Genomic DNA, 19,121 nt, shown 5'->3' with positions numbered 1-19,121 from the left:
TCATGGATGGGTCAAGGGAGGGTCAAGCAGGGGGGATTGCGTGAGGATGGTGCTTTTTGCGCTGAAAAGTGCTGTAGTTCATGACTTTTCGGCAGTGCGGTGGAGGTGGCACCCTCCGTCCCGGTGTCGCGGTCGCCCTGCCCCCGGGGCGGGTGCGCGGTGTGAGGTCGGACCCCTGCCACTCCCTTCCGGATGGTTCAATTTCGGCATGAACACGACCGCCACTGACATCGACGTCCTGCGGGTCTTCTGCGCGGGCGACGGCCGGTACGGCAACCGCCTCGGAGTCGTGCGGGACGCCCGTACCCACCCCGACGAGTCCTCCCGGCAGGCGCTCGCCAAGGAGCTCGGTTTCAGTGAGACGGTGTTCGTGGACGACCCCGAGCGCGGGGTGGTCGACATCTACACACCGGGCGTACGGCTTCCGTTCGCCGGGCACCCGCTCGTCGGCGCCGCCTGGCTGCTCGATCTGGAGGTCGTCCAGCCGCCGGTCGGTGAGGTGTGGGTGCGCGGTGACGGGGAGTTCACCTGGATCGAGGCGCGCGCCGAATGGGCGCCGCCGCGCACCCTGCGCCAGTACGGCTCGGTCGCCGAGGTGGACGCCCTGGAGGTGCCCGAGCCGGGGGAGTGGATCTACGCCTGGGCCTGGGAGGAGGAGGCCGCGGGGCGCATCAGGGCACGCGCCTTCCCCGGACGCGGCGACGGCATCGACGAGGACGAGGCGACCGGAGCGGCGGCGCTGCTCCTCACGGCCGCATTGGGGCGGGCCCTGAACATCAGGCAGGGCCAGGGGTCGCAGCTGCTCACCGCCCCCGGCCCCGACGGCATCGTGGAACTCGGCGGACGCGTCCGCCTGGAAGGGATGCTCGCCCGCTGAGCCGAGCCTCGCCCGCCGGGCCGAGCCTCACGCGCTGAGCGGGAACTCCCCGCCCAGCTCGCGGAAGACCGCGCTGTTGAAGCGGAAGGCGCGCCGGCACTCGTCGACGATCCGCTGCTTCTCCAGGTCGTCGGCGTTCACCCCGTCCAACAGCTCCCGGTACGTCCGCTTGAACGCGGCCGGGTTCGGGATCCCTTCGAAGACGTAGAAGCGGACGCCGTCGCCCTTGCGGTCGAACCCCCAGGTGCGTTCCATCCGGTCGCGGATGATCTGGCCGCCCGACAGGTCGCCCAGGTAGCGCGTGTAGTGGTGGGCCACGTAGCCGGCCGGCCAGTCGCGGGCACACTCGGCGACCCGCTCGGCGTACGCGGCGGTGGCGGGCAGCGGGGAGACCCCGGCGCGCCAGCCGGGCCCGCGCAGATGGGCCAGGTCCCGCTCCAGGGCTGCCGTGCGGAACAGCTCGGACCGTATGAACGGCCCGGCCACCGGGTCCTCGCGCAGCTCTTCCGCGCCCTCCTCCAGGGCCCGGTACACGAACCAGAGCTGCTCCGTGTAGCGCGCGTACGCGGCGACGGCGAGGCGCCCGCCCAGGAGGTCCCCCATGAAGGACGAGGACTCCGCCTCCGTGTGCTGTTCGTGCGAGGCCGTGCGGATGAGCGTCGAGAACGGCGTGGTCAAGACATGCCTCCGGGACCGAATGGGACGGGAACCGGCGACGGTCCCGTCGAGCGGGGCGTGCCCGGCCGACCGGTTCCCGACGTCCTGTCGGTAAGACGCTACCCGTTTGTGGGGTCAGGGCAACGTCAGGATTTCCGCACCGCTCTCCGTCACCACGAGCGTGTGCTCGAACTGTGCGGTCCGCTTCCGGTCCTTGGTCACCACGGTCCAGCCGTCGTCCCACATGTCGTAGTCGTGGGTGCCGAGCGTCAGCATCGGCTCGATCGTGAACGTCATGCCGGCCTTGATCTCGGTGGTGTGGTGGGGCGAGTCGTAGTGCGGGACGATCAGGCCGGAGTGGAACGACGCGTTGATGCCGTGCCCGGTGAAGTCGCGCACGACGCCGTAGCCGAAGCGCTTGGCGTAGGACTCGATGACCCGTCCGATGATGTTGATCTGGCGGCCCGGCTTCACCGCCTTGATCGCCCGGTTCAGGGACTCCCGGGTGCGCTCCACGAGCAGCCTCGACTCCTCGTCGACGTCGCCGCAGAGGTAGGTGGCGTTGTTGTCGCCGTGGACGCCGTTGATGTAGGCGGTGACGTCCAGGTTGACGATGTCGCCGTCCCTCAGGACCGTGGAGTCGGGGATGCCGTGGCAGATGACTTCGTTGATCGAGGCGCACAACGACTTCGGGAAGCCGCGGTAGCCCAGCGTGGACGGATAGGCACCGTGGTCGCACATGTACTCGTGCGCGACCCGGTCGAGTTCGTCGGTGGTGACGCCCGGGGCGATGTGCTTGGCGGCCTCCTCCATCGCCCGGGCGGCGATGCGGCCGGCGATCCGCATCCGCTCGATGGTGTCGGAATCCTGCACCTCCGGTCCCGTGTACGGAGCCGGGGCGGGCTTTCCGACGTACTCGGGGCGACGGATGGAGCCCGGAACGGAGCGGTGGGGGGAGAGCTCCCCCGGAACGAGAAGCGACTGGCCAGACATGTCAGCGAGTCTAACGACCGGGTCTGGGGCAGCATGGTCACGAAGGAAGGAGCCGACGACGATGGCCCTGTTCAAGAAGCGCACCGTGGGCAAGCCGGGCGAGTGGTACTACTGCCTGGAGCACAAGAAGGTCGAGGAAGGGCCGGAGTGCCCGGCGAAGGACCGGTTCGGCCCGTACGCCAGCCGGGAGGAGGCCGCCCACGCCATGGAGACCGCACGCGAGCGGAACCTGGAGTGGGAGACCGACCCCCGCTGGCACGACGCCGCGGGAAAGGACCGGAACCCGGAGGGGTGACCGCGCGGCGCCGGGCAACACGCCGCAGGCCCGCCGGGACCGCTCAGGCGGTCCCGGCGGGCTGCTGCGGGGCGGACGGCTCCTGCCCGTCCCGGACCGCTTCCCCCGCCGCCCGCGCGGCTTCCCGCTGGGCCTTGCGGCGCAAGGAGTCCGGGTCGGTGGCCGAGTCGTACCCGAGGAGCTTCGGCAGCGCCAGGCAGAGCAGCCCCACCGAGGCCACGCACGCCACGCCGCCCGACCAGACGGCCGCCCGGGTACCGGTCCAGCCGGCCATCGCACCCGACCGGACCTGGCCCAGTTGGGGGCCCACGCTGTAGGAGAGCACCTCGATGCCGGCGAGCCGGCCGCGCAGCTCCTCCGGGATCGTCTGGTTCCAGATGGTGGCCCGCCCCAGACCGCTCACCATGTCGCCCGCGCCCGCGAGCGCCAGGCACAACAGCACCGCCCAGACGTTCCCGAACCAGCCCGCCGCCGCGATCGCCAGGCCCCAGCCGGCCGCGCCCCCGGCCACCAGCAGTCCGTGCCTCCGCACCCTGGACGTCCACCCGCTGGTCAGGCCCAGGACCAGTGAGCCGACCGCGCCCGCCGCGTACATCAGGCCGAGCGACCAGTCCGCGTCCAACTCGTCCGCCAGGAAAGGGAAGATCGCGTTCGGGAAGGCGAAGAACATCGCGGCCAGGTCGACCGCGTAGGTGCCGAGCAGCACCGGTCGCGACCAGGCGTACCGCGCGCCCGCCGCGATGCCCCGCAGCGAGGGCTTCTCCGCGTCGTGCGCGGCCGGTGCGGGGGAGAGCCGACGGCACATGAGCACCGAGACCGCGAACCCGGCGAGCGTCACCCCGTAGGCGGGGGCATGACCCGCGTACGCCACCACCAGACCCGCGAGCGCCGGGCCCGCGATCGAGCCCACCTGCCAGCGCAAGGAGTTCAGCGCCGCCGCCGCGGTCTGCTGCTCGTGCGGCACGATCCGGGCGAGCAGCGAATCCAGCGCCGGTCGCTGGAGCCCCGCCAGCGCCGAGACCCCGGCCGCGACCACGTACAGCGGCCAGAGCATCGGCTCCGGGAGCAGGGCGTTGAACAGCAGGAGCAGCGCCAGCGCTCCCAGCCCCGCCTCGGTCCAGACGATCACCCGCCTCCGGTCGACCGCGTCCGCGAGCGCTCCGCCGTAGAGGCCGAACACCACGAGCGGCACCAACTCGACCGCGCCCATCGCACCGACCGCCAGCGGCGAACCCGTCAGTTCCTTGATCTGCAGCGGCAGGGCGATCATCGCCATCGCACTGCTGAAGTACGTGACGAGCCCCTGCACCCACAGGAGCCGGAAGTCGCGGGACGAACGCCAGGGCGTCAGATCGGGCAGCACCGCGGCGAGCTTCGCCAGGGCGGAAGGAACGAGGGAGGTCACGAGGGGCCATGCTCCGGTCCCCGCACGACGGCGGGCAACCGAATATCCGCCGCCGGGGCTCCCTTACGGGTGGAACCTGCCCGATCCGCCGCGCGCGGACGCCTGCTCGGGCAGGATGCGGGCCCATGGATGCCGTACGGGTCGCGTTGCTGAGGGAAGTGCTCGCCGGGACGGAGTGGCCGAAGGCCGCGCGCCGGTTCGCGGGCGTGCTCCGGACCTCGGTCGCACCGCAGCGGGGAGGACTGCTCCTGGTGGGGACGGAGGAGTACGAACCCTGGCACCTGGCGGCCCACCTGGTCGACGAATCCGCCTGGTCGGGGCTGCCCGAGCTGGTGCCGACCCTGGTCCGGCACCGGGTGCGACCCGGCGCCCCGGCACACCTGGCGGTCGGGCTCGGCCGCCTGGAGGCCGCGGGCCGCGGGGCGACGCTGCTGCTGGTGGCACCGGAGCGGCCGGACGCGGGGCTGCTGCAACGGGTGCACGACGCGCGGCGGGCGGGGGCGACGGTCCTCTCCCTCGACGGCGGCGACGAGGAACTGGCGGGCCTGGCGCACGAGGAGCTCACGGTGGCACCGGGCGCCGGGGTCGACCTGGACACCGTGCAGCACCTGGTCAGTGCGGCGGCCGGGGAGAACAGCCTGCCCTCCCCACGGGGCAGCCGCCGCTTCCGCGACCGGCTCTCGGGCCTCGCGGACCGGTTGACGGCCCCGCCGCCGGCCCGCTGGTAGCGCTCGGTCGTCCCGGACCACCCGACCCGTCGGTAATGTCGGGGCCATGACTACGACTGAGAGCAAGCCCGCCCCCAAGGACCCGTGGGACCTCCCCGACGTCTCCGGCCTCGTCGTCGGCGTCCTCGGCGGGACCGGCGACCAGGGCCGCGGCCTCGCCTACCGGCTCGCCAAGGCCGGCCAGAAGGTGATCATCGGCTCCCGCGCGGCCGACCGCGCGCAGGCCGTGGCCGCGGAGATCGGCCACGGCGTCGAGGGCGCCGACAACGCCGAGACCGCCCGCCGCAGCGACGTCGTGATCGTCGCCGTGCCGTGGGACGGGCACGCCAAGACCCTGGAGTCCCTCCGCGAGGAGCTCACCGGCAAGCTGGTGGTGGACTGCGTCAACCCGCTGGGCTTCGACAAGAAGGGCGCCTACGCCCTCAAGCCCGAGGAGGGGTCCGCCGCCGAGCAGGCCGCCGCGCTCCTCCCGGACTCCCGGGTCACCGCGGCCTTCCACCACCTCTCGGCCGTCCTCCTCAAGGACGCCTCCATCGAGGAGATCGACACGGACGTGATGGTCCTCGGCGAGGAGCGCGCCGACGTCGAGGTCGTCCAGGCCCTCGCCGGCCGCATCGCCGGCATGCGCGGGGTCTTCGCCGGCCGACTGCGCAACGCCCACCAGGTCGAGTCGCTCGTCGCCAACCTGATCTCCGTCAACCGCCGCTACAAGGCCCACGCGGGGCTCCGGGTCACCGACGTCTGAGCCGGTCCCCACACCACGGCGGGCATGGGGGACACTGGACGGGCACCATCAGCCGTACCCGGACAGGAGCCGCCCCCCATGCCCCGCCTCGCCCTCTACGCCCTCGTGGTCTGCGCCCTGGCCGTCACGGCGGCCGTCGTCTCCTTCGTCCAGGGCAGCTTCCTCGGCGTCGTCTGGGTCCTCCTCGCCGGCCTCTCCTCCAACATGGCCTGGTACTACCTGCGCCGAGCGAAGGCGGAGAAGGCCGCCGCCCGGGGCTAGACCCCGCAGAACTCCGGGCTCCCCTCCCAGAACCGGAACAGCTGCGAGCCGCAGTACCGGCTCAGCTCCGGCACGCCGAGCGAGCGCAACAGGGCGTCGATCGCGTCGAAGAAGGCGGTGTTGATCGCCGGCACGAACAACAGGGCGATCACGATGAAGAAGCCGTACGGCGCGTACGGCTCCACCTGCCGCTTCGCCTTGGAGGACAGCCAGGGCTCCACCACCCCGTAACCGTCCAGCCCCGGCACCGGCAGGAAGTTCAGGAGCGCCGCGGTCACCTGGAGGAACGCCAGGAACGCCAGCGCGTACCGGAAGGCGACCGGCACCCCGTCCAGCGCGTCCAACCAGAACGGAGCCGTGCAGACGAGCGCGAACAGGACGTTCGCCAGCGGGCCCGCCGCCGAGATCAGGCTGTGCTTCCAACGGCCCTTGATCCGGCCGTGCTCGATGAAGACCGCGCCGCCCGGCAGACCGATACCGCCCATGATCACGAACAGCACCGGCAGGACGACGCTCAGCACCGCGTGCGTGTACGCCAGCGGGTTGAGGGTCAGATAGCCCTTCGCACCCACCGTGATGTCCCCGCCGTGCAGGGCGGTCCGGGCGTGCGCGTACTCGTGCAGACAGAGCGACACCACCCAGGCCGAGGTCACGAAGAGGAAGACCGCCAGGCCCGTCGAGGCGGCGAAGTCCGTCCACACCGCCCAGCCGGTGACGGCCATGACGGCGAGGATCGCCAGGAAGACGGGGCTGATCCGCCGTTCGTGGCGCTGATGGGTGGCCGTGGTCATCGCGGGGCTCCCGGGGGACGGAGTGCTGGTGTGCGGGAAACGTACCGGGTGCCGGACCGGGTTCCACCCCTCGGGGAGGCCTCCGGCGGTCCGGTCCGCCCCCGGGAACGTCCTTCCGACGGGGCGCGAACCGTTCTCGCGGACAATGGGGGCGTGCGCTACTCCGTCCTCGGCCCGACCCTCGCCCACGCCCCCGACGGCACCGACGTGGCCGTCGGCGGCCCCCGGGTCCGTGCCCTGCTCTGCGCCCTCGCCCTGCGGGCCGGCCGGACCGTTCCGGTGGCCCGCCTCGTCGACGAGGTGTGGCACGGAGACGACCCGCCGGCCGACGCGGTCGCCGCCCTCCAGGCCCTCGTCGGCCGGCTCCGACGGGCCCTCGGCCGCGACCGGGTGGTCTCCGCCGAAGGCGGCTACCGGCTCGAAGCCCGGCCCGAGGACGTGGACGCCCGCCGCTTCGAGCGCCTCTCCGCCGAGGGCGGCGCAGCCCTCGCGGCCGGCGATCCCGCCCGCGCCGCCGCCCTCCTCGACGAGGCCCTCGGGCTCTGGCGCGGGCCCGCCCTCGCCGACCTGCCGGACCGGGACGCGGAAGCCGCCCGTTGGGAGGCCCGCCGGCTCGACGCCCGCCGCGCCCGGCTCGACGCCGCCCTCGCCCTCGGCGACGCGCCCGCCGTCCTCCCCGAGCTCACCGCCCTCTGCACGACCCACCCGCTGGACGAACCGCTCCAGGCCCTCAGGATCCGCGCCCTGCGGGACAGCGGACGGGCCGCCGAGGCGCTCGCCGCGTACGAGTCGGTCCGCCGCACCCTCACCACCCGCCTCGGTACGGACCCGTCGCCGGACCTGCGCGCCCTCCACGCCGAACTCCTCGCCCGGACCCCGGGACCGCCGGCCGCACCCGCGCGTCCGCGCACCCCCGCCCCCGTACCGGGAAACCTGCGGGCCCGGCTCACCAGCTTCGTCGGACGCGACGGGGAGATCGCCCTCGTCCGTGAGGACCTGAGGGGCGCGCGGCTCGTGACGCTGCTCGGGCCCGGAGGGGCCGGGAAGACCCGACTGTCGCAAGAGGCGGCCGAGCGCGGTGCCGGGGACTGGCCGGACGGCGTGTGGGTGGCGGAACTCGCCCCCGTGCGGGACCCGGAGGCCGTTCCCGAGGCGGTCCTGGTGGCGGTCGGCGCCCGCGAGACCGTGCTCCGCGGTGCCGGCGCCGAGGAGCTGAGGGGCGGGGGCGACCCGCTCGTCCGGCTCGTCGAGCACTGCGCCGGGCGCCGGATGCTCCTCCTCCTCGACAACTGCGAACACCTGATCGGTGCGGCGGCCGAACTCGCCGCGACGCTGCTCGCCCGCTGTCCGGAGCTCCGGGTGCTGGCGACCAGCCGGGAACCCCTGGGCGTCCCGGGGGAGGCGGTCCGACCGGTGGGCCCGCTGGCGACGGAGCCGGCGGTGCGCCTGCTCGGCGAGCGCGGCGCGGCGGTCCGGCCGGGGTTCCGGGTCGACGAGGACCCGGAGGCGGCGGCCGAGGTCGTGCGGCGCCTGGACGGGCTGCCGTTGGCGATCGAACTGGCCGCGGCCCGGTTGCGGATGCTGACCCTGCGGCAGGTCGCGGACCGGCTCGACGACCGCTTCCGGTTGCTCACCTCCGGCGCGCGGACGGTGCTGCCCCGCCAGCAGACCCTGCGCGCGGTCGTCGACTGGTCCTGGGACCTCCTCGACGGGGCCGAGCGGGCCGTCCTGCGCCGCCTCGCCGTCTTCACCGGCGGCTGCGACCTGGAAGCGGCCGAGGCGGTGTGTGCCGGACCACCCGCCGCAGCCGGGGAGGACGCCCCCGGCGAGCACGTCGGTGACGTCCTCGACGTCCTCGACGTCCTCGGCTCCCTGGTCGACAAGTCCCTCGTCGTCGCCGTGCCCGGCGAGGACGGCATGCGCTACCGACTCCTGGAAACCGTCGCCGAGTACGCCGGGGAACGCCTCGACGAGGCCGGGGAAAGGGCCGGCACGGAGCGCCGGCACCTCGCCCACTACCGCGAACTGGCCCGCCGCACCGACCCCGAACTGCGCGGCTCCGGCCAGTCCGCGGCCATCGCCCGCTTCGGCACCGAGTACGGGAACGTCCGCACCGCCATGCGCCGTGCCGTGGACGCCCGCGACGAGGACGAGGCGCTGGTCCTCGTCCACGCGCTGCTCTGGTACTGGCAGATGCGCGACCTGCGGGCCGACGCCCTGTACTGGTCCAGGGCCGCTGCCGCCCTCGGCCCCGACCCGTTCGCCCCGCCCGCCGCACCCGTCGTCCCGCTGCACGAGCCCTGCACGGCCGCGCCCCCGCCGCTCTCCGAAGAGCAGCGGTGGGAGGCCAGGCGCGGGGTGAGACTCGTCGAACTGCTCAACATGGACCACGAGACCGCGCGGTGGACCACCCCGGAAGGAGTGCGCCGACTGCGCGAGATGACCGCCGTCTACGAACCGGGTCTGCCCCAGACCTGCCGGCTGCCCGGGTCCTTCGCGGTCTTCGCCCTCCTCCTCATCGGTGAGGCCGGCCGGCTGCGCGAACTCCTCGACACGACCGTCGAGGCCTGCCGGCGCCACGGTTACGCCTGGGAGCTCGCCAACGCCCTCCAGATGCGGGCGAACATGTCCGCCAACCGGACCGATCTGGCCGCCGCCGCCATTGCCGACGCCGACGAGAGCCTGGAGCTCTTCACGCGGCTCGGTGACGCCTGGGGCGCTGCCGAGGCGCTCTCCGCCCGCGCGGAATCCCGTGAGCGACGGCTCGACTTCGAGGCGGCGGCCGAGGACTTCGCCGCCGCGATCGGCCATGCGGAGCGGATCGGCGCCCAGTCGCAGACGGCACTGCTGCGGGCCCGGTACGCCGGCACGCTCGTCGAGACCGGCCGGCTCGCCGAGGGGGAGGCGATCCTGCGCGAGATCGTGGACGGCGAGCACGGCCGGGGGCACGAACCCCTGCTCGGCGCCCGTGTCTTCCTCGCCCTGGCGCTGGGCCGCAGCGGTCGCACCGCCGAGGCGCGCGACCACCTGCACGCGCTGCGGAAGGAGTTCGGCCCCGAGACCCTCTCCGTCTTCGAGGGCTTCACCCTCGGCAGCCTGGGCTGGCTGGACAACCTCGACGGACGCCACGGCTCCGCGTTCTCCCTGGCCGCCGAGGCGTACGAGCGTTCCCTCGGGGCACTGTCGATGATGGTGGCCCCGCAGATGCCCGCGACGCACCTCGTCACGGCCGCCTGGGCCCTCGCGGGGCTCGGTGGTCCGGAGGCGAGGACCGGCGCGGTACTCCTCGGCGCACAGGAGGGGCTGGTCCCGCCGGGACACCTGTCGCCGCCCGTGGAACGGGAGAACCTGGCCCGGGCGACGGAGCTGTGCAGGTCCGTCCTCGGGGACCGTGACTTCGAGGCGGCACGTGCCGAGGGCGACGGCCTCTCCGTGGAGGAGGCCGCCGCCCTGCTCGGTCGCGCCGCGGACGCGATCGGTGGGCGCGCCGAGTCCTGATCCTGCGGTTCCGACTCAGGTCTTCTTGCGGAACTTGGCGATCGCGAGGGGCGCCGTGACCAGGGTGATCAGTGCTGCCCAGCCGAGGGTCATCCACACCGAGTGGGCCACCGGTCCGCCGTTGATCAGGTTGCGGGCCGCGTCGGCGAGGTTGGACAGCGGATTGTAGTCGGTGAAGGACTTCAACCAGCCGGGCATCGTGGTCGGCGGGGCGAAGATCGAGGACCCGAACTGGAGCGGCATCAGGACGAGCATGGCCATGCCCTGGACGGCCTGGGCCGTCTTCAGGGTGAGGCCGAGCAGGATGAAGATCCACATGAGCGAGGCCCCGAAGACCATCGACAGGCCGATGGCGCCGAAGAGGTGGAACACCGAGGTCTGGATCTCCAGGCCGAGCAGGAAGCCCATGCCGAGCAGGATCGCGGTGGCGATCAGCATCCTGCCGATCTCGACGACGATCTTCGCGATGAGGACCGAGGAGCGGGCGATCGGCATCGTCCGGAACCGGTCCATGACCCCCTTCTTGAAGTCGTCGTTGATGCCGACCCCGACGGCCATCGCGATGTTCATGCCCATCATCGCCATCAGGCCGGGCGTCACGTAGTTGACGTAGGCGTCGTTGTTCCCCTTGCCGGCGATGGCGCCGCCGAAGACGTACACGAAGAGCAGGATGAAGATGATCGGCATCAGCACGGCGTCGAACATCGACTCCGGGTCCTGCTTGATCTGGAGGGCGTTGCGCCGGGCCAGGGCGCCGATGTGGCGCAGATTGGCCCGCAGCCCGATCCGGCCCTCCGCGACCGGTGCGGTGCGTGCCGGGGAAGCACCCGAACCTCCGGTCCGGGGCGGGTTCTTGGTGACCGTGGTCGTGCTCATGCGGCGACCTCCTCGGTGAGCGCGTCGGAATCGGCGGTCTTCTGGCCGGTGATCGCGAGGAACACCTCGTCCAGGCTGGGCAGGTGGGTGCCGATGTGGGCGATGCCGAAACCGCGCGCCCCCAACAGGGCCACGACGGCGGTCAGCTGTTCGTCGGCGAGGATCGGCACGTACAGCGCGCCCTCGTCGGGCACGACGCTCGCGCCGGCGACCCCGTCGAGGCCGGTCTCCCGGAGCGCGGCGGCCATGGCGGGCAGCTGCGCCGGGTCCGTGGGGCGGACCTTCAGGGTCCGGCCGCCGACCTTCGCCTTGAGCTCGTCGACGCCGCCCTTGGCGATGACCCGGCCCCGGTCGATGACGGTCAGCTCGCTCGCGAGCTGCTCCGCCTCTTCCATGTACTGGGTGGTGAGCAGGACCGTCACGCCCTCGGAGACCATCCGCTGGACCTCGTCCCAGACCTCGTTGCGGGTGCGGGGGTCGAGTCCGGTGGTGGGCTCGTCCAGGTAGAGGACGGCCGGTCGTCCGATCATCGAGGCGGCGAGGTCGAGCCGGCGCCGCATGCCGCCGGAGTAGTTCATCGCGGGGCGCTTGGCCGCTTCGGTCAGCGAGAAGCGCTCCAGCATCTCGTCGGCGCGGCGCCGGGCGTCGGCGCGGGAGAGGTCGAGCAGTCGCCCGATCATGTACAGGTTCTCCCAGCCGGACAGCTTCTCGTCGACCGAGGCGTACTGGCCGGTGAGGCCGATGGTGCGGCGCAGCTGCCGGGGGTGCCGCACCACGTCGTAGCCGGCGACGGTGGCGGTCCCGGCATCCGGGACGAGGAGGGTGGACAGGCAGCGGACGAGCGTGGTCTTTCCGGCGCCGTTGGGCCCCAGGACCCCGAGGACGGTGCCCTCGCGGACGTCCAGGTCGACCCCGTCGAGGGCCCTCGTCTCGCCGAACCGCTTCACGAGGCCCCGGACCTCGACGGCGTTGGTGTGTGATCGCGTCATGTCCCCCATGGAACAGGCCGCCACCGACAATCCCCCGACAGATGACCGACAGCCCGCCGATGGGGGATGTCGGCGGGCTGTCGGAGGTGCCGCAGTGGTCTCAGGGGGTGGCTCCGCGCGGCCCGCTGCGGACCGCGCGGGGCTCCTCCCGGCTCAGTGGAAGGTGTGCTCCTCGGCGGGGAACGCCCCGCCGCTGACGTCCTCGGCGAAGGCGCGGGCGGCATCGCCGAGCGTTTCGCGGAGGTTGGCGTACTGCTTGGTGAAGCGCGGCACCTTGCCGCCGGTCAGCCCGGCCATGTCGGTCCACACGAGGACCTGTGCGTCGGTGTCGGGGCCGGCCCCGATCCCGATGGTCGGGATGTGCAGCGACCGGGTGACCTCGGCGGCCAGTTCGGCCGGCACCAGCTCCAGGACGACGGCGAAGGCGCCGGCGTCCTGCGCCGCCTTGGCGTCGCTGAGCAGCTGGTGGGCCGCTTCGTCGGAGCGCCCCTGCACCCGGTAGCCCATGGTGTTCACGGACTGTGGGGTGAGCCCCAGGTGGGACATGACGGGGATGCCCGCCTGGACGAGCAGCTCGGTCTGTGCCAGGGAGCGCTGGCCGCCCTCCAGCTTGACGGCGGTCACGCCGGCGTCCTTGATCAGCCGGGTGGCGTTGCGCAGGGCCTGGACGGGCCCTTCCTGGTACGAACCGAACGGGAGGTCGCCGACGACGAGGGCGCGCTTGGTGCCCCGGACGACGGCGGCGGACAGCAGGGCCATTTCGTCCATCGTGACGGGCACGGTGGTGTCGTAGCCGAGGTGACAGTTGCCCATCGAGTCGCCCACGAGGATCACCGGGATGCCGGCCTCGTCGAAGACGGAGGCGGTCATCGCGTCGTAGGCGGTGAGCATGGGCCACTTCTCGCCGCGCACCTTGGCGGCGGCGATGTCGTGGACGGTGATGCGGCGCGTGCCCTTTCCTCCGTACAGCGCCTTGCTGCTGTCGGCGGGCTGTTTCTGGGCAGCCTGAAGCGTCATGGTGAACGGCTCCTCTTGTCATCTCGAGGCGCCCTGTGGCGTCCCCGGACCACATCCATGGTGGCACTTCGGCGGGTGGGCGGGAAAGTGGGCCGGAGTGGCGCTGTTCACACCGCGACCGCGTAAAGACTTCCTCTTGGTTTTCGATACGAGACGGTCTCGTATCGAAAATGCCCTAGGGTGGTGGGCATGTCGCAGCCGTCCACCGCACCCGCCGGGCCCCGTGTCCCCGAGGCCGTCCACCGCCGCCGCTGGGTCGTCCTCGGCGTCCTGATGCTCAGCCTGCTGATCGTCGTCCTCGACAACTCGATCCTGAACGTCGCGGTCAAGACGATCGCGGTCCCCGCGCCCACTGGAATCGGCGCCACCCAGAGCGAGCTGGAGTGGGCCATCAACTCCTACACGCTCGTCTTCGCCGGCCTGCTCTTCACCTCCGGCCTGCTGGGCGACCGCCTCGGGCGGAAGAGGGTTCTGCTCTTCGGCATCACCGTCTTCGGCATCGGCTCCGCCCTCGCCGCGTTCTCCGGTTCCCCGGGCGAGCTCATCACCTACCGGGCCGTCATGGGCCTCGGCGCCGCCTTCGTGATGCCCGCGACGCTCGCCGTGCTCATGAACGTCTTCGAACGGGACGAGCAACCCAGGGCCATCGGCATCTGGGCCGGCAGCGTCGGCCTGGCCATCGCCATCGGCCCCATCACCGGAGGAGTCCTCCTCGAACACTTCTGGTGGGGCTCGATCTTCCTGGTCAACGTGCCCGTGGTGCTCCTCGCCCTCGTCCTGATGGCGTGGCTGGTGCCCGACTCCCGGGACCCGAACCCCGGCCGCATCGACCTGCCCGGCGTCCTGCTCTCCGTGGTCGGCCTCGTCCTCCTGGTGTACGGGATCATCCGCGGCGGCGAACTGGCGGATTTCACCGACGTCACAGTCCTCGCCCCGGCCCTCGGCGGCCTCGCGGTCCTCGTCCTCTTCGTCCTGCACGAGCGGCGCAGCGACCACCCGGCCATCGACATGCGCTACTTCAAGAAGCCGGCCTTCTCGGCGGCCGTCGCCGCGATCGCGCTCGTCTTCTTCGCCCTGATGGGCGTGACCTTCTTCTCCGCCTTCTACCTGCAGAGCGTGCGCGGCTACAGCGCACTGGAGTCAGGGCTCCTCATCCTGCCGCTGGCCGTGGCCCAGATGGTCTTCGCCCCCCGGGCCCGACTCGTCGTCGAACGCTTCGGCGCCCGCGCCGTCTGCACCGGCGGCATGCTCCTCGTCGCCCTCGGCCTCGCCGCCTTCGCCCTCTTCGACGAGACGACCCCGGTCTGGGTGCTGGAAGTCGTCTTCTTCGTCCAGGGCGCGGGCATGGCGCACATCATGCCGCCGGTCACCGTCGCGGTCATGCAGACGCTGCCCCGCGAGAAGGCCGGCTCCGGCTCCGCCCTGAACAACACCTTCCGGCAGGTCGGCGGCGCGCTCGGCGTGGCCGTCCTGGGGTCGGTGCTCTCCTCCACGTACCGGAGCGGCATCGAGGGGCACCTGGGCGGCGTCCCGGCGGCCCTGCGCGACACGGCGGGCGAGTCCATCGAGGCCACGCTCGCAGTCGCACAGCAGCTCGGCCCGGCGGGCGAGGACCTGATCGCCCCCGCGTACGCCGCCTTCCTGGACGCCATGCACATCACGGCGATCGCCTCCGCCGCCATCGGCCTGGCCGGCGCGGTCGTGGTCGCGGCCTTCCTCCCGGGGCGCCCGCCCCGGGACGGACGACCGGACGGGGGTGCGGCCGAGGGAACGGCCCCGGGGGCGGTAGCGGCGTCCGGGCCGGTCTCGACCGAGGCCTGAGCAACCACGGCGACGGGCGTCGGGGCGCGTCGCCCGAGGGCCTCCCGGGGCGTTCAAGGGAGTTCAAGGGCGTTCCAGGGAGTTCAGGGGCGTCAGGGGCCTCCCGGGGCGTCGGGACCGGGCTCCGTGCTCCCCACGGGCGCCCGGAACCGACGGCGCGGGAGAATCGGGGGGACGGCAAGCAGTACCCGGACGAGAGACGGAGCGCACGTGTCCTTGCAGGACGGCGGGACCCCCGAACCCCACGACGACCGGCCGGCTCCGGCGGACCGGGGCGGGCCGTCCGTCGCGCCCACCGGGCCCTGCCCCGGGCCCGGTGCCCCCTGCTCCGGGGCCGCAGCGGACGCCCCCAGACGGGGGAGACCGCGGTCGGAGGCGGCGGAGCAGGCCATCTTCGACGCGGTCGTCGGCCTCCTGGAGGAAGGCGTTCCGCTCACCGAGCTGTCCATCGAGCGGATCGCCCGCACCGCCGGGGTCGGCAAGGCCACCATCTACCGCCGCTGGCCCGGCAAGGAAGAGCTCTTCGTCGAGCTGCTCCGCTCCTTGGAGCCCCCGGACCCGGTGCTCACCGGCGCCTCGGTCCGGGACGACCTGGTGACGCTGCTGGAGATGCTGCGGCAGCGCGGACTCGCCAAGCGGTCCTCCGCCATGCTCCACAACGTGTTCTCGCAGATGCACCTCTACCCCAAGCTGTGGGAGGCCTATCAGAGCAACGTCGTCGAGCCCCGCCGCCGCCTCGGCCTGGACGCGGTGCGGCGCGGCATGGAGCGGGGCGAGATCCGCGACGACCTGGACGCCGAGTTCGTCAGCGACCTCTTCATCGGACCCCTCCTGCTGCGCACCGTCATCCGCCCCGGAGCCCCCCTGGACCCCGGCCTCGCCGAGCGGGTCGTCGACGCCGTCATGGAGGGGCTGCGCCCGCGGGCCTGACCGGCCCCGGCGACCGCCCCGTGCCGGTACGAATGTGCGCGTTCTGTCACAGCCTGCCCACCCGCGCCACCTGCAGGAACCCGCCGCACTTCCGGGTCGTCCCTGGGGGAGTACACCGGACCCGACATCGCCTAGTGTCGATGTCGGGTGACCGAGTGGGACGGCACGGCAGCAAGGTAGTGAGGACAGTGCGATGGCACGCGTGGACATGACGGAGACCGGACCCGGCGGCGAGGGGGGCGAGCACTCCCGGTCCCGGTTCCGGGCCGCACTCGACGGGCTCCGCCGCGATCCCGGGATCTGGCGCCGGGGCATCCTGCTCGCGCTCACCGCCGTGGTGCTCACCCTGTCGATGGTGTTCCACACGGACATTCCCAACCGCATCGGGAACGTGGGCAGTCTGACCGAGACCTTCCTGCCCTGGCTGGGCGTCTTCGTGCCGCTCCTCCTCGTGCTCGCCCTGGTGCGCCGCTCCGCCACCGCACTGATCGCCCTGCTGCTGCCGGCCGTGGTCTGGCTCAACCTCTTCGGCGGTCTCGTCGCCGACAAGTCGGTCGAGGGCGGTGACCTGACCGTCGCCACCCACAACGTGAACGCCGACAACCCCGACCCCGAGGGCACGGCCCGTCAACTCGTCGCCTCCGACGCCGACGTCCTCGCCCTGGAGGAACTCAAGGGCGACATGGTCCCGGTCTACGAGAAGGGCCTCGCCGAGGCCTATCCGCACCACTCCGTCCAGGGCACGGTCGGGCTCTGGAGCAAGTTCCCCCTGCGCGCCGCCCAGCCCGTCGACATCCGCCTGGGCTGGACCCGTGCCATGCGCGCCTCCGTCGTGACGCCGAAGGGCGAGGTGGCGGTGTACGTCGCCCACCTGCCGTCCGTGCGGGTCAAGTTGAACGCCGGCTTCACCGCCAACCAGCGGGACACCAGCGCCAATGCGCTCGGCGAGGCGATCGCCGACGACCAGCACGAGCGGATCGTCCTCCTCGGCGACCTCAACGGCACCATGAACGACCGCGCGCTCCGGGCCGTCACCTCGCAACTGCGCTCCACCCAGGGCGCCGCCGGTGACGGCTTCGGCTTCAGCTGGCCGGCCTCGTTCCCGATGGCGCGCATCGACCAGATCATGGTCAAGGGCATGGAGCCGATGTCGTCCTGGGCGCTGCCGGAGACCCGGAGCGACCACCTGCCGATCGCCGCCCGGGTGAAGTTCTGACCCGCGGGGCACACCCCGGTGCCCTCCGGGAGGTCCGGTGCGGGCGGAGACCGCGGCTCCACCCGCGACCGCGGTGCGGACGGGGCCTTTCACGCCTCGCCGGAAGGCCCCGGACCCCCTGCGGCGGGGTCAGCCCGACGGCGCCTCCCGCCACCGGTTGGTGATCGGCAGCCGTCGGTCCTTGCCGAAGCCCTTCGCCGAGATCTTCGTCCCCGGCGGGTACTGGCGCCGCTTGTACTCCGCGGTGTCCACCATCCGCAGCGTCCGCGTCACCAACTCCCCGTCGAAACCGGCCGCCACGATGGCGTCCCGCCCCTGGTCCTGGTCCACGTAGAGCGCGAGGACCGCGTCCAACACGTCGTAGTCCGGCAGCGAGTCCGTGTCGACCTGCCCCGGGCGCAACTCGGCACTGGGCGGCTTGCTGATCGAGCTCTCCGGGATCGGCGGGGTCTGGCCGCGTTCCTCGGCCGCCCGGTTCCGCCACCGCGCGAGCCGGAAGACGGTCGTCTTGTAGACGTCCTTGATGGGCCCGAACGCGCCGACCGAGTCGCCGTACAGCGTCGAGTACCCCACCGCGAGCTCCGACTTGTTGCCCGGCGCGAGGACGATGTGCCCCTCCTGGTTGGAGAGCGCCATCAACATCGTGCCGCGCAACCGCGACTGGAGGTTCTCCTCGGCCAGACCGCTGAGGCCGAGCGCCCCCATGTACGCGTCGAACATCGGCTCGATCGACACGGTGCGGAAGTTCAGTCCGGTCCGGCGGGCCAGTTCGGCCGCGTCGCCGCGCGAGTGGTGGGAGGAGTACTTCGAGGGCATCGACACCCCGTACACGTTCTCCGCACCGAGCGCGTCGCAGGCGATCGAGGCGACGAGCGCCGAGTCGATGCCGCCGGACAGGCCGATCAGGACCGAACGGAAGCCGTTCTTCGCGACGTACGCCCGCAGTCCGATCACCAGCGCCGAGTACACCTCCTCGTCGTCGTCGAGCCGATGGGCGTGGCCCCCCGTCAACTCCGGCTCGTACCCGGGCACCGGCTCCTCGGAGAGGACCACCCGGTCGATCCGCAGCCCGTCGTCCACCGAGCCGTCGGGAGCATCCGGATCCGCAGCCGGCAGCTCCAGGTCGAGGATCACACTGCCCTCGACGAACTGCGGTGCGCGCGCGATGACTTCGCCGGCCGCGTCCACGACGATCGAGTCGCCGTCGAAGACCAGCTCGTCCTGGCCTCCCGTGCTCGCCAGGTACGCGGTGACGCACCCGGCCTCCTGGGCCCGCTTGCGGACCAGCTCCAGCCGCGAATCGTCCTTGTTCCGCTCGTACGGCGAGGCGTTGACCGAGAGCAGCAGGCCCGCCCGGGCGTTGCGCGCCGCCGGCACCCTGCCGCCCTCCTGCCAGAGGTCCTCGCAGATGGCCAGGGCCACGTCGACGCCGTGGATCCGGACGACCGGCAGGGTGTCGCCCTGTACGAAGTAGCGGTACTCGTCGAAGACGCCGTAGTTCGGCAGGTGGTGCTTGGCGAAGCGCAGCACGACCTCGCCGCCGTGCAGGACGGCGGCGGCGTTCTCCGGGGACCCGGCGGGCCGGCCGAGCCTCGGTGCGGCCCGCTCGGAACGGTCCAGGTAGCCGACGACCACCGGCACCCCTCCGAACCCCTCGTCGGCGAGCCGCCGGGCGAGCCCGTGCAGGGCCGTCCGGGACGCCTCGACGAAGGAGGAGCGCAGCGCGAGGTCCTCGACGGGATATCCGGTCAGCGCCATCTCGGGGAACGCGACGAGGTGCGCACCCTGCCCGACGGCGTGCCGGGTCCAGTGGACGATCGTCTCGGCGTTGCCGGCGACGTCTCCGACGGTCGAGTCGATCTGATTCAGGGCGAGGCGTAGTTGAGGCACCCGCCCAGTGTAATCGTCAGTCCGACGCTATGTCCTGGGAAGTGGCGGGGGAACCGCGCCCCACCATCCCGGCCCCGCTCGAGGACGGCAGACAGGCCCCGGGGGTCCGGACGCCCGGCGCGGGGCGTCCGT

General features: G+C 72.5%; 17 protein-coding genes. 9 read left to right on the top strand and 8 right to left on the bottom strand.

The annotated features are described in order from the left end of the window. The first annotated feature begins 208 nt into the window (after nucleotides 1-208). The gene (locus ACFW22_RS22835) at nucleotides 209-877 is read left to right on the top strand and encodes a PhzF family phenazine biosynthesis protein (RefSeq protein WP_386407669.1); all 669 of its coding nucleotides are present in this window, start codon (nucleotides 209-211) and stop codon (nucleotides 875-877) included. Between the two features lie 27 nt (nucleotides 878-904). Here ACFW22_RS22835 and ACFW22_RS22830 read toward each other — a convergent pair whose 3' ends face one another. Then, on the bottom strand, nucleotides 905-1,555 hold the full coding sequence (locus tag ACFW22_RS22830; RefSeq protein ID WP_386407666.1) for a heme oxygenase (biliverdin-producing): 651 nt from the start codon (nucleotides 1,553-1,555) through the stop codon (nucleotides 905-907). A 114-nt stretch (nucleotides 1,556-1,669) separates the two neighbouring features. Next, the gene (gene map / locus ACFW22_RS22825; RefSeq protein WP_386407663.1) at nucleotides 1,670-2,527 is read right to left on the bottom strand and encodes a type I methionyl aminopeptidase; all 858 of its coding nucleotides are present in this window, start codon (nucleotides 2,525-2,527) and stop codon (nucleotides 1,670-1,672) included. Between the two features lie 61 nt (nucleotides 2,528-2,588). Between map and ACFW22_RS22820 the strand changes: the two genes are divergently transcribed. After that, nucleotides 2,589-2,822 (top strand): hypothetical protein, encoded by a 234-nt coding sequence (locus tag ACFW22_RS22820; RefSeq protein ID WP_386407660.1) that lies wholly within the window; start codon nucleotides 2,589-2,591, stop codon nucleotides 2,820-2,822. Between the two features lie 43 nt (nucleotides 2,823-2,865). Here ACFW22_RS22820 and ACFW22_RS22815 read toward each other — a convergent pair whose 3' ends face one another. After that, nucleotides 2,866-4,227, bottom strand: a complete 1,362-nt coding sequence (locus tag ACFW22_RS22815) for an MFS transporter (RefSeq protein ID WP_386407657.1) — start codon at nucleotides 4,225-4,227, stop codon at nucleotides 2,866-2,868. Nucleotides 4,228-4,352: 125 nt separating this feature from the next. Here ACFW22_RS22815 and ACFW22_RS22810 point away from each other — a divergent pair, with 125 nt between their 5' ends. Genes ACFW22_RS22810 through ACFW22_RS22800 form a run of 3 tightly spaced genes read left to right on the top strand, consistent with a single transcriptional unit; the run spans nucleotide 4,353 to nucleotide 5,961 of the window. Continuing rightward, on the top strand, nucleotides 4,353-4,955 hold the full coding sequence (locus tag ACFW22_RS22810; protein WP_386407654.1) for a hypothetical protein: 603 nt from the start codon (nucleotides 4,353-4,355) through the stop codon (nucleotides 4,953-4,955). A gap of 46 nt (nucleotides 4,956-5,001) precedes the next feature. After that, entirely contained in the window at nucleotides 5,002-5,700 is a 699-nt protein-coding gene (npdG, locus tag ACFW22_RS22805) for an NADPH-dependent F420 reductase (protein WP_386407651.1), read from the top strand. Nucleotides 5,701-5,724: 24 nt separating this feature from the next. Further along, nucleotides 5,725-5,961, top strand: coding sequence for a hypothetical protein (locus tag ACFW22_RS22800; RefSeq protein WP_386407648.1), 237 nt, complete (start codon nucleotides 5,725-5,727; stop codon nucleotides 5,959-5,961). Here the strand turns inward: ACFW22_RS22800 and ACFW22_RS22795 are convergent. Next, on the bottom strand, nucleotides 5,958-6,752 hold the full coding sequence (locus ACFW22_RS22795) for a site-2 protease family protein (protein ID WP_386407645.1): 795 nt from the start codon (nucleotides 6,750-6,752) through the stop codon (nucleotides 5,958-5,960). The genes ACFW22_RS22800 and ACFW22_RS22795 overlap by 4 nt on opposite strands. 153 nt (nucleotides 6,753-6,905) lie before the next feature. Here ACFW22_RS22795 and ACFW22_RS22790 point away from each other — a divergent pair, with 153 nt between their 5' ends. After that, nucleotides 6,906-10,250 (top strand): BTAD domain-containing putative transcriptional regulator, encoded by a 3,345-nt coding sequence (locus ACFW22_RS22790; RefSeq protein WP_386407642.1) that lies wholly within the window; start codon nucleotides 6,906-6,908, stop codon nucleotides 10,248-10,250. Between the two features lie 15 nt (nucleotides 10,251-10,265). Here ACFW22_RS22790 and ACFW22_RS22785 read toward each other — a convergent pair whose 3' ends face one another. The 3 genes from ACFW22_RS22785 to panB form a co-directional block, all read right to left on the bottom strand. Then, nucleotides 10,266-11,126 carry an ABC transporter permease gene (locus ACFW22_RS22785; protein WP_386407640.1) on the bottom strand — a complete coding sequence of 287 codons (861 nt, stop codon included), beginning with the start codon at nucleotides 11,124-11,126 and terminating at the stop codon, nucleotides 10,266-10,268. Next, nucleotides 11,123-12,124: an ATP-binding cassette domain-containing protein gene (locus tag ACFW22_RS22780; RefSeq protein WP_386407637.1), complete on the bottom strand. Its 1,002-nt coding sequence runs from the start codon at nucleotides 12,122-12,124 to the stop codon at nucleotides 11,123-11,125. The genes ACFW22_RS22785 and ACFW22_RS22780 overlap by 4 nt, the downstream gene beginning before the upstream one ends. Nucleotides 12,125-12,268: 144 nt before the next feature. Next, nucleotides 12,269-13,132 (bottom strand): 3-methyl-2-oxobutanoate hydroxymethyltransferase, encoded by an 864-nt coding sequence (panB, locus tag ACFW22_RS22775; RefSeq protein WP_386407634.1) that lies wholly within the window; start codon nucleotides 13,130-13,132, stop codon nucleotides 12,269-12,271. A gap of 189 nt (nucleotides 13,133-13,321) precedes the next feature. On the opposite strand from panB, the gene ACFW22_RS22770 reads away from it, so the two are divergent. The 3 genes from ACFW22_RS22770 (at nucleotide 13,322) to ACFW22_RS22760 (ending at nucleotide 17,099) form a co-directional block, all read left to right on the top strand. After that, the gene (locus tag ACFW22_RS22770) at nucleotides 13,322-14,953 is read left to right on the top strand and encodes an MFS transporter (RefSeq protein ID WP_386407631.1); all 1,632 of its coding nucleotides are present in this window, start codon (nucleotides 13,322-13,324) and stop codon (nucleotides 14,951-14,953) included. Nucleotides 14,954-15,163: 210 nt separating this feature from the next. Beyond that, entirely contained in the window at nucleotides 15,164-15,883 is a 720-nt protein-coding gene (locus ACFW22_RS22765; protein WP_386407628.1) for a TetR/AcrR family transcriptional regulator, read from the top strand. 193 nt (nucleotides 15,884-16,076) lie between these two features. Then, nucleotides 16,077-17,099: an endonuclease/exonuclease/phosphatase family protein gene (locus ACFW22_RS22760; protein ID WP_386407625.1), complete on the top strand. Its 1,023-nt coding sequence runs from the start codon at nucleotides 16,077-16,079 to the stop codon at nucleotides 17,097-17,099. 129 nt (nucleotides 17,100-17,228) lie between these two features. On the opposite strand, the gene ACFW22_RS22755 is transcribed toward ACFW22_RS22760, so the two are convergent. Beyond that, the gene (locus ACFW22_RS22755; RefSeq protein ID WP_386407622.1) at nucleotides 17,229-18,989 is read right to left on the bottom strand and encodes an NAD+ synthase; all 1,761 of its coding nucleotides are present in this window, start codon (nucleotides 18,987-18,989) and stop codon (nucleotides 17,229-17,231) included. Nucleotides 18,990-19,121: the final 132 nt, after the last annotated feature.

The sequence above is a fragment of the Streptomyces sp. NPDC058872 genome (assembly GCF_042743065.1).
Lineage (GTDB): Bacteria > Actinomycetota > Actinomycetes > Streptomycetales > Streptomycetaceae > Streptomyces.
Note: the sequence above shows the minus strand (reverse complement) of the source record. Positions and strands in the feature narration are given on the sequence as shown.

Bases quoted from the DNA above. Each gene is read 5' to 3' on its own strand.
- ACFW22_RS22800 (WP_386407648.1), top strand. From the start codon at position 5,725: ATGGGGGACACTGGACGGGCACCATCAGCCGTACCCGGACAGGAGCCG.
- ACFW22_RS22795 (WP_386407645.1), bottom strand. From the start codon at position 6,752: ATGACCACGGCCACCCATCAGCGCCACGAACGGCGGATCAGCCCCGTC.
- panB (WP_386407634.1), bottom strand. From the start codon at position 13,132: ATGACGCTTCAGGCTGCCCAGAAACAGCCCGCCGACAGCAGCAAGGCG.
- map (WP_386407663.1), bottom strand. From the start codon at position 2,527: ATGTCTGGCCAGTCGCTTCTCGTTCCGGGGGAGCTCTCCCCCCACCGC.
- ACFW22_RS22835 (WP_386407669.1), top strand. From the start codon at position 209: ATGAACACGACCGCCACTGACATCGACGTCCTGCGGGTCTTCTGCGCG.
- ACFW22_RS22780 (WP_386407637.1), bottom strand. From the start codon at position 12,124: ATGGGGGACATGACGCGATCACACACCAACGCCGTCGAGGTCCGGGGC.
- ACFW22_RS22760 (WP_386407625.1), top strand. From the start codon at position 16,077: ATGGCACGCGTGGACATGACGGAGACCGGACCCGGCGGCGAGGGGGGC.
- ACFW22_RS22770 (WP_386407631.1), top strand. From the start codon at position 13,322: ATGTCGCAGCCGTCCACCGCACCCGCCGGGCCCCGTGTCCCCGAGGCC.
- npdG (WP_386407651.1), top strand. From the start codon at position 5,002: ATGACTACGACTGAGAGCAAGCCCGCCCCCAAGGACCCGTGGGACCTC.
- ACFW22_RS22785 (WP_386407640.1), bottom strand. From the start codon at position 11,126: ATGAGCACGACCACGGTCACCAAGAACCCGCCCCGGACCGGAGGTTCG.
- ACFW22_RS22810 (WP_386407654.1), top strand. From the start codon at position 4,353: ATGGATGCCGTACGGGTCGCGTTGCTGAGGGAAGTGCTCGCCGGGACG.
- ACFW22_RS22820 (WP_386407660.1), top strand. From the start codon at position 2,589: ATGGCCCTGTTCAAGAAGCGCACCGTGGGCAAGCCGGGCGAGTGGTAC.